The sequence below is a fragment of the Curtobacterium sp. LFS079 genome (assembly GCF_047977865.1).
Taxonomy (GTDB): domain Bacteria; phylum Actinomycetota; class Actinomycetes; order Actinomycetales; family Micrococcaceae; genus Arthrobacter.
In genome coordinates this window covers 185827-196814 of sequence record NZ_JBFPFO010000004.1, presented here as the reverse complement: position 1 = coordinate 196814, position 10988 = coordinate 185827, and the positions used below count along the sequence as shown (strand labels likewise).

Annotated in this window: 12 protein-coding genes; 8 read left to right on the top strand and 4 right to left on the bottom strand. The window is 62.4% G+C overall.

The genetic code is table 11. The features are described 5' to 3' along the window. Nucleotides 1-37 precede the first annotated feature (37 nt). Complete coding sequence (locus tag ACNQPB_RS09245) at nucleotides 38-901, bottom strand: PaaX family transcriptional regulator (protein WP_498751014.1); 864 nt, start codon at nucleotides 899-901, stop codon at nucleotides 38-40. 95 nt (nucleotides 902-996) lie between these two features. After that, nucleotides 997-1137 carry a hypothetical protein gene (locus tag ACNQPB_RS09240; RefSeq protein WP_498751012.1) on the bottom strand — a complete coding sequence of 47 codons (141 nt, stop codon included), beginning with the start codon at nucleotides 1135-1137 and terminating at the stop codon, nucleotides 997-999. 189 nt (nucleotides 1138-1326) lie between these two features. On the opposite strand from ACNQPB_RS09240, the gene ACNQPB_RS09235 reads away from it, so the two are divergent. The 3 genes from ACNQPB_RS09235 (at nucleotide 1327) to ACNQPB_RS09225 (ending at nucleotide 3811) form a co-directional block, all read left to right on the top strand. Then, nucleotides 1327-1767 (top strand): acyl-CoA thioesterase, encoded by a 441-nt coding sequence (locus tag ACNQPB_RS09235; RefSeq protein ID WP_498751010.1) that lies wholly within the window; start codon nucleotides 1327-1329, stop codon nucleotides 1765-1767. 89 nt (nucleotides 1768-1856) lie between these two features. Then, a complete protein-coding gene (locus ACNQPB_RS09230) occupies nucleotides 1857-2795 on the top strand; it encodes a 5'-3' exonuclease (protein WP_498751008.1) in 939 nt (312 codons plus the stop codon). A gap of 125 nt (nucleotides 2796-2920) precedes the next feature. Then, nucleotides 2921-3811 carry an alpha/beta fold hydrolase gene (locus tag ACNQPB_RS09225; RefSeq protein WP_498751007.1) on the top strand — a complete coding sequence of 297 codons (891 nt, stop codon included), beginning with the start codon at nucleotides 2921-2923 and terminating at the stop codon, nucleotides 3809-3811. Nucleotides 3812-3816: 5 nt separating this feature from the next. On the opposite strand, the gene ACNQPB_RS09220 is transcribed toward ACNQPB_RS09225, so the two are convergent. Both ACNQPB_RS09220 and ACNQPB_RS09215 read right to left on the bottom strand, forming a co-directional pair. Next, nucleotides 3817-4197, bottom strand: a complete 381-nt coding sequence (locus tag ACNQPB_RS09220) for a nuclear transport factor 2 family protein (RefSeq protein WP_498751006.1) — start codon at nucleotides 4195-4197, stop codon at nucleotides 3817-3819. Nucleotides 4198-4337: 140 nt separating this feature from the next. Beyond that, nucleotides 4338-5579: a GntR family transcriptional regulator gene (locus tag ACNQPB_RS09215; protein WP_498751005.1), complete on the bottom strand. Its 1242-nt coding sequence runs from the start codon at nucleotides 5577-5579 to the stop codon at nucleotides 4338-4340. A gap of 315 nt (nucleotides 5580-5894) precedes the next feature. Between ACNQPB_RS09215 and ACNQPB_RS09210 the strand changes: the two genes are divergently transcribed. The 5 genes from ACNQPB_RS09210 (at nucleotide 5895) to ACNQPB_RS09190 (ending at nucleotide 10966) form a co-directional block, all read left to right on the top strand. Further along, nucleotides 5895-7259 carry a flavin monoamine oxidase family protein gene (locus ACNQPB_RS09210; RefSeq protein ID WP_498751004.1) on the top strand — a complete coding sequence of 455 codons (1365 nt, stop codon included), beginning with the start codon at nucleotides 5895-5897 and terminating at the stop codon, nucleotides 7257-7259. Between the two features lie 688 nt (nucleotides 7260-7947). Then, nucleotides 7948-8739, top strand: a complete 792-nt coding sequence (locus ACNQPB_RS09205) for an amino acid ABC transporter ATP-binding protein (RefSeq protein WP_498751003.1) — start codon at nucleotides 7948-7950, stop codon at nucleotides 8737-8739. 7 nt (nucleotides 8740-8746) lie between these two features. Then, nucleotides 8747-9394, top strand: coding sequence for an amino acid ABC transporter permease (locus tag ACNQPB_RS09200; protein ID WP_498751002.1), 648 nt, complete (start codon nucleotides 8747-8749; stop codon nucleotides 9392-9394). Further along, on the top strand, nucleotides 9394-10056 hold the full coding sequence (locus ACNQPB_RS09195) for an amino acid ABC transporter permease (protein WP_498751001.1): 663 nt from the start codon (nucleotides 9394-9396) through the stop codon (nucleotides 10054-10056). Before ACNQPB_RS09200 ends, ACNQPB_RS09195 begins: the two co-directional genes overlap by 1 nt. Before the next feature lie 43 nt (nucleotides 10057-10099). Further along, a complete protein-coding gene (locus tag ACNQPB_RS09190; protein ID WP_498751000.1) occupies nucleotides 10100-10966 on the top strand; it encodes a substrate-binding periplasmic protein in 867 nt (288 codons plus the stop codon). Nucleotides 10967-10988: the final 22 nt, after the last annotated feature.

Below are 10988 nucleotides of genomic sequence, written 5' to 3'. Positions count from 1 at the left end.
CTTGGGCTTGCGGGCCCAAGCGCCCCTTTGCCGCGCTTTAGTTTTCTCCGACGACGGACTTCGCGTAGCGCTGGGCCTTCGGACCCAGCAACGAGTGCAGCTTCGTGAAAAGCTCCTGGGCTGCCAGGCCGTGCCAGTTGTCCGGCAGGTATTCTTCCGGGAGTCCGGGGTCCATGTAGGGCAGGCGGCGCCATTCGGTGACCATGGGGACATAGTCGGCGAAGGCCTCCTTCAGCAGCTCGGGAGACTCCGAAGCCTCACCCTCAAGCTGCTCCCAGCGTTGGAGGACGGGCTGGTGGCGTTCCAGGAAGTCAGTGTAAAGAGCCTCCAGGGAAGGCAGGTCCCACCATTGACCCACCTTCTCGTGGATGTGCCCTTCCGTGAGATGCGTTGCCTTGAACAGGTCCACATATCCCATGAGGCCGGCCCGGCTGAGTTGCTGTTGGACTTCATCCGCAAGATTTTCGGGAGCTATCCATAACCCGGGGGACACCTGGCCGCAGCCGACCCGGGTCAGGATGGTCCGCAGCTTGTGCCTGAGGTGCCGTTGGGCCTCGGGGACGGAATAGGACGCCAGGAGCCAGGCATCGCCTTTTTGGGCACGGCGAGGTGCGAAGATCCGCTCGTCACCGGCGGTAAAGACATCCTCGAGTTCCGGGGAAAGCTTGTAGGCCGCGGACCCGCCGCGTTTCAGGCTGACCAGGACTCCACGCTTTTTCAGCCTGGAAACCGAAGACCGTACGCCCGCTGATTCGACCCCCAGGTCTCCGAGGAGCCGTATCAGCTCGGCAACAGCAAAAGTGCCATCCTGGTTGCGGGCATAGAGGCCATACACGGTGACAATGAGGTGTTGATGGCGCGGCGTGGGGGCAACGTCAGGGACGGCATCAGCCTTGGCCATGCAGGACTACCTCGATCGGTTCCGGATTCGATTTACAGTCATAGGCTACATGGCGGGCAGCCGGCTGATCTGCACGATGCTTGCCGGGGCCAGGGTCAGATGAAGGTCAGGCCCGCCCAAGGCACCGTGACCGGCGTCGTGCCACCGAAAACCGATTTGAACTCTTCGTCCAGCAGGGCGCGCACGGACACTTCCTGCATATTCTCCTGCTGCTCGTCTGAGCGTGAACCGGACATTTGCTGCCTCCTTGGTCAGGGCCTCCAGATGGATCACGTCCATGTGTCCATCAGATCGCCTGGTCCCAATTTTATATCGTTAGAGTGACGTTCGTAAATAGAACGCGATAGACTTTCGGTGTATCAGCGATGACGAACGCCAGTGAACTGATATTTTCAGAGGGTTTGGACAAGTGAGAGGAGCGCGCCGTGGACCGCCTGTCCCGATCGAATCCCCGAGTCAGCATCGAGCGCACCGTGGAATGGGTGGATACGGACGCTTCGGGCCACCAGCACAACTCGGCAGTAATGCGCTGGGTGGAGTCCGCCGAGGCCGAACTATTCCTGCGCAAGCTTCAACTGCCTGACTACTTCCCAAGCGTTCCTCGCATCCACCAGGAGATCCATTTCAAGGCCAAGCTGTGGTTCGGGCAGAGGGTCACGGCGACCGTGGGCATCTTCAAGCTCGGCAGAACGTCCATGACGTATGCCTTCGAAATCGAGGGACATCCGCACGGCGGGCTGACCGGTGGTTTGGCAGCTTTCGGCACCGTGACAGTTGCCCATGTGCCGCCGGGATCCGCCAAGGCTCAGCCATGGCCGGACGCCGTCGTGGAAGCCGTGGCGCCTGGCCGGGAGGCCGGCGGATGATCCCGGCGGCCGCTGGGAATCGCAGGCTCATCCGGTTCCGTGCGTAGGAGGGATCTTGGTCTGACGGCGCCTGGGTGTAAGGATCGGTTATGGCCGACCGTTTGATGCTTCTGGACACCGCGTCGTTGTACTTTCGTGCGTTCTTCGGCGTGCCCGATTCGATCCGACGCGCCGACGGCACGCCGGTGAACGCAATTCGCGGCTTACTGGAGATGATCGCGCGGCTTGTCACCGAGTATGGAGCGACGCATCTGGTGGCGTGTTGGGACGAGGACTGGCGTCCTCAATGGCGGGTGGATCTCATCCCGTCGTACAAGTCGCACCGGGTCGCTGAGGTGGTGGTGGGTGCTCCGGACGTCGAGGTGGTGCAGGACGCGCTGGTAGTGCAGGTTCCGATGATTCGCCGGGCGCTCCGTCTCGCGGGCATCGCCGTTGTCGGGGCGGCCGGGCATGAAGCCGACGACGTCATAGGCACCTATGCCAGCCATGCCGACTTTCCTGTTGACGTCGTGACGGGGGACCGTGATCTCTTCCAGATGGTCGATGACGCCCGGCAGGTGCGGGTCATCTACACAGCAAAAGGCATGAAGAACCTCGAGGTCGTGACCGATGCCGTTGTCGTTGGCAAGTATCGTGTGCTGCCTGGTCAGTACGCTGACTTCGCGACGTTGCGCGGGGACGCCTCCGATGGCCTGCCGGGTGTCGCCGGGATCGGCGAAAAGAGTGCGGCGTCGTTGCTCTTGGCGTATGGCACGCTGGACGGGCTACTTGCGGCCGCGGCGGATCCGGGCAGCGGGCTGTCCGCGTCGGTGAGGTCGAAACTCGCCGCCTCCGCCGACTATCTGACGGTTGCGCCCGCCGTCGTGAATGTCGTGCGCGACCTCGCATTGCCAACTCTCGACGAGGCCGGAGCACGGCTGCACCCCGTCGTCGGAGATTCGCGCACTGAACTCGGGCGTCTCGCAGCCGATTGGAACCTCGGCGGCTCGGTGAAACGCTTGCTCGAAGCTCTCGACTTCCGTCCATGACGCCGCGCAGCCGACGAGTTTCACCAGGTCCGGTATCTTGACGACCCCGCCCGAGCCACCTAGCATACAACCAAATGGTTGTAGATAGTGGGCTTTCTGACGCCAGCCAGCACAAGGAGACGAACGTGACCACCACAACGCACACCCTGGAACTAGCTGACGTTGATCTCGTCTACGACGTCCACGGGCCTATCCCGTCCGCCGACGGCCAGCCCATCCTCGTCATGATCGGCCAGCCGATGACGGCAGCCGGATTCGCCGACCTGGCCGCGCAGTTTCCTGATCGGACCGTGGTCACCTATGACCCGCGGGGTCTCGGCCGAAGCGCCGTGCGTCGCGACGGTCGCACCGATCAGCGGCCTGAGGACCAGGCTGCCGACCTCCACGCATTGGTCGAGCACCTTGGTGCGGGCAAGGTCGACGTCTTCGGCAGCAGCGGCGGCGCTGTCGCTGGCCTGGCATGGGTAGCGACCCACCCGGACGACGTACACACGCTGGTGGCGCACGAGCCGCCTTCGACCTGGGCACTCTCCCATGATGCCGACGAAGCCGACCGGGCCTTCGGCAACGTCCGACAGGCCTACCAGGGCGGCGGTTTCGGACCTGGCATGGCGCAATTCATCGCGCTGACCATGTGGCCCGGCGAGTTCACCAGTGAGTACTTCGCCCAGCCGCCGGCCGACCCGGCGATGTTCGGATTGCCCGCCCAAGACGACGGCAGCCGGGATGACCCGCTGTTGTCCGAGCGCAGCGTTGCGGTCACCCGATACGCGTACGACCTCGACGCCGTTAAAGCGGCTCCCACTCACGTGGTGTTGGGTGTCGGCGAAGAAACCGGCAACACCATCACTGCGCGGACCACATATGCCGTCGCCGATCGCCTCGGCGTGCCTCCAGTCGTGTTCCCCAGCCACCACGGCGGCTTCGTCGGTGGCGGCCCCGAGAACCCATACGCAGGAAAGCCCGTCGAGTTCGGCGCCACCTTGCGCACTGTCCTTGATTCCGCCTCGCGCTAGTGTGCTCAGTGACCGCCACGTTGCATGTATTCAGCGGGGTCGTAGTGGATCCGGAGAGCCGAGATCTTACCGTCGTGGAGGCGGAAGAACTCAGCGATCCGGACAATCCCGCCGGGCATGTGGGCGTCGTAGAGCATCGCGGAGGCGTCTGCTCCGTGAACTTCCTGAACGACCTCAATGGTCGACACATTGGCGATGAAGCCCTTTACACCCTGGCAGAATCCGGCTGCCCCTGTGCGCTTCCCTGAGATTGGACCTTCAAATTCGAGGTCGTCGACGAGCAGGGTGCGAAGCTCGCCGTCGGGGTCGTACGCATCCATGCCGGCGGCCAGGATCCGGTAATACCGCTGGAGTACTTCCGGCGCAGCCTCACTCAGCGTGGTCATTGGCTTCTCCTCCCTCAGGTTGAAATCCTTGAGCACGGGTCATGAGAGTGTCAACAGCTTTGTGGTGGTTGAGGGCCGCTCTGCACCATCGTTTACTGGATCATGCCGGCTCTAAACTGGTTCTCCCGATCTTGAGCGAGTTAATTTTTCGTCCGCGTTGAACGCTTGCTGAGCTGACTAATTTGCTCGACCATATACCGTGCACCTTCGTCAATTTTGGCCTGCCAGCCTAGGGCTGCACTGTCCTTGTCGCCTTTGCTGACTGCCTCAAAGATTGCCGTGTTTTGCTCTACTATGCGGTTGGGGGGATAGGCATAGCGAATACCTATGACAGAAATGAACATCAACGTTTGCTTGGACAAGGATTCCAGCATGACGGGGATACGGGCTAAGCCTGAAGCTTGGAATAGTGCATTCTGAAAGGCCAGGTCCGCCTGTTGTGCGCCGTCGATATCCTCGTGTTCAGCGCAGAGACGCAATTCCTGGAGCACGTGCGCTACAGTCTCGCGACTATCAGACGTCCAGCGGCTTGCGGCCCGGACGGCCATAGTGCCAAGAGCCCGCCTCGCGGCATAGGTTTCGACGACATCCTCGACCGAGGGAAGGCGCACAACTACCGTACTATCCGTGGCCGCCGTAACCAGGCCGTCCTCGGCTAGTACCCGCAATGCTTGACGGATTCGACCTCTGCTCGTTCCCAGAAGTTGTGACAACGTTCTGTCGGAGATCTCGTCGTAGTTCCTGAATATTCCCGCAGCCAACCCTTGGCGAATGGCCAAGACAATTGCATCGGTCAGACCGTTCTGACTTACAGGGCGGCCCTTAGGAGCCCCGCGGGGAGCGGACGTTTCACCAGGATTTCCTCGTTCCGGCTTCGCAACCCAGGAAAACGGTTCGTCGCGGAACGCACTCTCTTCTATCTGGTACCAGCGTCGAAGTCGCCCCTCGAGATCACTGAATTGTTCAGAATTTGCGCGCTCAGGCAAGCGGCATAAGGTGTGGAACGCCGCCTGCCAATCCGCTTCATTCGGGTAAGCCAAGGAAACCGAAACGGTTTCCGGGACAGGAATATCGCCCGAGGACATGATCACAACATCAGCGTGCGAATAGCGCGATTTGCCGATCGCGCTCCAGAAGTCATCTATGAGAGCAGTGGGGTGTTCACAATCCAGCTCTTTCCTGACGAGGTCAGCAGCCAGGACCGAACGCAGCTGACGGCGGGTATTTTCGGCCAAGGGCACCAACGGTTGTGGAGCGAGTGCCTCGGGGGCGGGGCTAAGAACCAGGCAGCATCCGGATGGAACGATCAGCATGCCTGCGAGCTTCATCGCCTTCTGCGAGAGAAGAGAATCAAGATGCAAAGACACATCCGATTCGATCATTGTGTCGCGCCACGTGCGGGCTACGAATGACTGGCTAACGCCCAGTGCCTCCGCGATGGATCGGCTTGACCACTTCGGCGACGGCATCCATAGGGGAGCAGTGAGTACCGCACTGCGGGCCTCGGCTCGCACGGGTGGCCCCGGCCTTGTCGTTGCGCGCTGCATCAGATGACAGTGTGCCACGGGCAGGCTAACGACTCAATGACTCAGTGACTCAAAAGGGTCATCTGGGAGCTGGCCGAGCTTTCCCGGCGGGGGCATGGAAGAGGACGATGAGGCGGCGGTCAAAGCCACACTCTGGAGAGCGAGAAGAAAATGTACGACGTCGTAATTGTTGGTGGCGGGCCGGCCGGCTTGGCGGCTGCCTATCATCTCGAACGTGGCGGACTGTCTGCCGTTGTCGTGGAAGAAACTGATCGATTGGGCGGACGGGCCCTGACGGTCGATGTGCAGGGGCAGCCGATCAACCTGGGCGCCATGTTTGTTTACAGCGGGACGCCATCCCATGATCTCGCGCTGAGCCTGGGTGTACCCCTGGTTCCGTTCGAGCCTGCGAGTTTCGGCATTCATGTCAACGGTGAGACCGTGGTGGCCAATGACAACGCCGAACTAGTCGCGAACCTGCCCCTGCCGCAAGCGTCTAAGGACGCACTGAGTGCATTCATGGAGCGGGCCAGCAAGGAATACTTCAACAACACAAGTGGCGGGCAACTGCGTCCGGTATCAAAGGACTACGGAGACATGTCCGCCCAAGCTCAACTGGACGGTCTTCCGGCAGAGGTCCAGGAAATTCTGGAAGCTGCAATCCGTGGCGGCTCTGTCGCCAGGCCTTCAGAGCTCAGCGCGACGTATGCTTTGCGCTATTTCGCCAGCTATGTGGTGCATGAAAAGAAGAACCGGATGTTTGCCCGCAACGGCATGGAGTCGATCCCGGCCGCCCTGGCCAAAAGTCTCGTTTCGACGGAGGTGCGCAAGCAGTGCTCGGCTAGGTCGGCCCGCCAGGACTCAGCGGGGGACTGGGAGATTGTTGCCTCCGAAGCCAACGGCACCCCCGTTACCTTTCGTGCGCGGCATGTCATCATGGCCGTCCCGGCGCCTCGAATCGCAGAGATCGCAGAGTTGCCGGGCTGGAAGAAGGAAGCGCTGGAAAAGGTCAAGACGCCGGGTTCCACTGTCCTCGGCGTCGTTGCGGATGTGCGTGGTGTCGAAGCACCAGGTATTGCGGGAGCGCCGTCGCCTGTTCAACTGGGTTACGACGATTGGTCCTTCGTGGTCACACCAGGGCGACCTTTCGATGCAATCATCAACCCGCTTCCCGGCAGGGGAGAGAACCTCGTCCAATTCGTCTGCTACGGCAACAGCTCGGGGTATGTGCCGGATGCCAACCAAGCCGATTCCGGAGTGCTGGACCAGTGGCTCGAGCACTTCCTGGCCGTGGCCCCTGGCCTGCGCAATCGGATCGTGGGGGCGCGCATCCAGTCCTGGCGCCATTGCTTCTCGCTGCTTACGCCGGAGCGTAACGCAGCCTTGCCGTTGATCCGGAAACCGGTGGCTGGCACGCTGCACTTCGCGGGTGACTACTCATCGGAGACCGCAGGGACCCACGGCGCATATGCCGAAGCACAGCGGGTGGCCGAAGAGATCCTGGCACAGGTCCAAACCGGACTCGGTTCCCGTTAAACGACGGACGCCCCGTAAAGGAACCCACCGTGTCCCGGCGGCGCAGCCCGGCTGCCGGTACACAGTGGGTCCATCCCCGGCGTCGTCGATGCTGGCCGAAGCGGATTGCCGGGCGCGGGTCAGCTTAAGGGCTCATCAGATGCTGGCTGACAACCAAGTCCAGATTGCACCCCGCCGGCGTTCTTGTACACCGCAATTTCGTCCGGTCCGCGTTTGAAGGTTTGCTGCTGGGTCTGCGATGAGCCGCTTTGCGACCTTCGCGCGACAACCTGCTCGCCGTACGTCGCGCGAACCGGCGGACCTTGAACTGACCTGCGTCACATGCCACCACGCATGATTCAAAGCCGCCGTTTGACCGCGGACACCTCCCTCGCGGCGTAAAGGTCCTTGGTGGCCCGCGCCTGGACATGCGGACGTTTCCCAGAGCCACAGCATTATTTTGCTGTTCTCGACTGGCAAAGCTCCCGTCACGCAGCGGTTGGTAGAAACTCTCTTCAAAAAGGCATTGCCTTAAACATATGAGGATGTATTATTTAGGTGTGATCGGGAACACACTCCCTGTCCACTTGAACTCAAGGTCGCGGCAGCCTTGCCAGTCAGAAGAAGGAAAGACATACCCATGAAAGATGCACCCTCAGCGGACCTGTCTCAGGGTCATGCGCGTCAGCTCCCTGAAGGGAAACGAAAAATGGGCTTGAGTTTTGGCACGAAAGCTCCCTCTACCGCGCTTTCGGGTGAGGTGGTGGTCTCCGGTCTTGGCAAGAGTTACGGCGTGCACAAGGTGTTGTCGGATGTGAACCTGACGGTGGCCGAGGGGGAAGTGGTTTCGATCATCGGGCCGTCGGGTGCGGGCAAGAGCACGTTCCTGCGCTGCCTGAACTACCTGGAAACCCCGACGGAGGGCACCATCCTGATCGGCGGGGCCCGTGTGGTGGCCGGCGGGAAGCTGCCGGACAAGGCCAGCCTCGACCACCTGCGCCGGGTCACCGGGATGGTGTTCCAAAGCTTCAACCTGTTCCCGCACCTGACCGTGATGGAAAACATCACCCTGCCCCAGCGCAAGGTTCTGGGTTCGTCCAGGGAACAGGCCGAAGAGGTCGCCAACCGGCTGCTGAAGCGGGTGGGCCTGCCGGAAAAGGCCGCGGCGTATCCGGCCCGTTTGTCGGGCGGGCAGCAGCAGCGCATCGCGATCGCCCGGGCGCTGGCTTTGTCGCCGAAGGTGATGCTTTTTGATGAGCCGACCTCGGCCCTGGATCCGGAGATCGGCCTGGAAGTCCTGGCGGTCATGCGCGACCTGGCCGGCGAGGGCATGACGATGCTGGTGGTCACCCACGAGATGCACTTCGCCCGCGATGTTTCCAATCGGATCATGGTAATGGGCAACGGCGGCGTCCTGGAGATCGGCCCGAGCGAACAGGTCATGTCCGAGCCGCAGAACGAACGCACCCGGCAGTTCCTCAAAGCCGTGCTGGACCGGTGAGGCACTCATGATCACCCAACTGCTGTCCTCGATCGCCCAGGGCATCGGACTGACCCTGTATGTCACGGGCGCCTCGCTGCTGTTCGGCGGCCTCATCGGCCTGGTGCTGGCCGCCGCCGCCCGCTCACCGATCGCCATCATCCGCACCATCGCCACCCTGTACGTCAACGTGGTCCGGGTCATCCCGCCCATCACGTGGCTTTTCCTGATCTACTTCGGCCTGCCGCAGTACTCCCTGCGCCTGTCAACGATCCAGGCCGCGATCATAGGCTTCTCCATCATTGCCTCGGCGTTCATGGCCGAGATCTACCGCTCCGGCCTGCTGTCCATCCCCGACGGGCAGCGCGAAGCCGCGCACGCGCTCGGGCTGAGCAGTTTCACCACGGTCCGGTACGTCATCACCCCGCAGGCGTTCCGTGTCGCGCTGCCGGCAATCGCCACCTACGGCATCGGCCTGCTGAAGGACTCGGCCTTGGCCTCCACGATCGGCGTCCGCGAAATCACCTACTACGCCCAGCAAGCGGCGAAACAAACCCACGAAGGACTGTTCTCCTTCGTCGTGGCCGGGGCCCTGTACATCATCATCAGCCTCATCGTCGCCCTCATCTCCCGCCGGGTGGACCTGAGGCTGCGCAGGAAGATCGGAGTGGCCTGATGGACATCCTCACCCAATGGCTCACCTGGTTCCCGGACCTGGCCCCGGGACTGGCCGTCAGTCTCCAGCTGACCGGACTGTCGCTGCTTTTCGGCTTCCCGCTCGGCCTGTTGTTCGCCGTCATGGCAGCGGCGAAAATCGCGCCGCTGCAATGGATCTCCTTCTTCTTCGTGGAGATCGGGCGGGGCCTGCCGGCCCTGGTGCTGCTGTACCTGCTGTATTTCAGCCTTCCCGACGCCGGCATCACCCTGACCTCCCTGACGACGGCGGTCATCGCGCTGAGCTGGAACACCGGCGCCTACGCCTCCGAGTATTTCCGCGCCGGGCTTGCCGCGGTGCCGCTGGGGCAGAAGGAAGCGGCCCTGACTTCCGGGCTGCGCGGCTGGACCGGGTTCCGGCTCATCATCCTGCCCCAGGCGCTGCGGATTTCCACCCCGCCCCTGGCAAGCCTTGCCGTCCTCGTTTTCCAGGGCAGTGCCCTGGCGTTCGTGATCGCCGTGCCCGAACTGATGTCCAAGGCCTTCGAGATCGGATCCATCACCTTCGAATACCTCAGCGTCTACTCCCTCACCGCGGTGGTCTACGGATCCCTCACCCTGGTCTTCCTCGGACTCGTCCGGGTCCTGGAACGGCGGCTCGGCCGCCACCTGCAACGCAACTGAACCCCCACTACCCCTCCGTTCACCACAACAAGGAAGCACAACCATGTCACCAACTCCCCGTACTCTCGCGCGCACGCTTTCGGCCGGCACCGCCGCCGGCCTGCTCGCACTCTCCCTCGCCGCCTGCGGCGGCGGCAGCACGGCCAGCGGCGGATCCGGCTGCACTCCGGCGCACAAAGACCTCAAAACCATCACCGACGGCGAGCTCACCGTCGCCAGCTACGACTACGCACCCGCCACCATCCTGCAAGGCGACAACGTCACCGGCATGGAAGGCGACCTGATCAACGAGATCGCCAAGCTCGAATGCCTCAAGCTCACCGTGAGCACCTCGGGCGGCGCCGGAGCAGTGATCCCCTCCGTGCAGACCAAGCGCGTCGACATCGGCTCGGGCAACTGGCTGCGTACCAAGGCGCGGACGAAGATCGTCCATCTGAGCACGCCGCTCTGGAGCGACCCCCAGGCCATCGTCTCCAAGACAGGTCTGACCAGCGACGACCTCAAGGGCAAGAAGATCGGCTCGGTCGCCGGCAACCTCTGGAACGACAGCATGCAGAAGTGGCTTGGGGATGACTTCAAGATCTACCAGGACGACGAGTCGATCTACGGAGACCTCAAGGCAGGCCGTATCGATGCCCTGGTGGCGTCCTCTGCATCCGCCAACTACCGGTTCAAAAGCGCGCCTATCGAGGGCGCCACCGTGGTCAACGTCAAGCCGAACCCGAACGTCCCCCAGTTCGCCGGGGTAGGCCAGGTCATGCTGCCGTCCAGCCTCGACAACGAGGCCCTCGGCAAGGCGCTGGACGAGGACATCCAAAAGCTCCGCGGAGACGGAACCATCAAGAAGATCCTCGAAAAGTACGGCATCGATCCTTCTGTCGGCGAGCCGGGCGCGCCCAGCGAACTCTAACAACAAGCACAACCCACACGCG

Bases quoted from the DNA above. Each gene is read 5' to 3' on its own strand.
- ACNQPB_RS09220 (WP_498751006.1), bottom strand. From the start codon at position 4,197: ATGACCACGCTGAGTGAGGCTGCGCCGGAAGTACTCCAGCGGTATTAC.
- ACNQPB_RS09210 (WP_498751004.1), top strand. From the start codon at position 5,895: ATGTACGACGTCGTAATTGTTGGTGGCGGGCCGGCCGGCTTGGCGGCT.
- ACNQPB_RS09215 (WP_498751005.1), bottom strand. From the start codon at position 5,579: ATGATCGAATCGGATGTGTCTTTGCATCTTGATTCTCTTCTCTCGCAG.
- ACNQPB_RS09240 (WP_498751012.1), bottom strand. From the start codon at position 1,137: ATGTCCGGTTCACGCTCAGACGAGCAGCAGGAGAATATGCAGGAAGTG.
- ACNQPB_RS09190 (WP_498751000.1), top strand. From the start codon at position 10,100: ATGTCACCAACTCCCCGTACTCTCGCGCGCACGCTTTCGGCCGGCACC.
- ACNQPB_RS09245 (WP_498751014.1), bottom strand. From the start codon at position 901: ATGGCCAAGGCTGATGCCGTCCCTGACGTTGCCCCCACGCCGCGCCAT.
- ACNQPB_RS09195 (WP_498751001.1), top strand. From the start codon at position 9,394: ATGGACATCCTCACCCAATGGCTCACCTGGTTCCCGGACCTGGCCCCG.
- ACNQPB_RS09205 (WP_498751003.1), top strand. From the start codon at position 7,948: ATGGGCTTGAGTTTTGGCACGAAAGCTCCCTCTACCGCGCTTTCGGGT.
- ACNQPB_RS09230 (WP_498751008.1), top strand. From the start codon at position 1,857: ATGGCCGACCGTTTGATGCTTCTGGACACCGCGTCGTTGTACTTTCGT.
- ACNQPB_RS09200 (WP_498751002.1), top strand. From the start codon at position 8,747: ATGATCACCCAACTGCTGTCCTCGATCGCCCAGGGCATCGGACTGACC.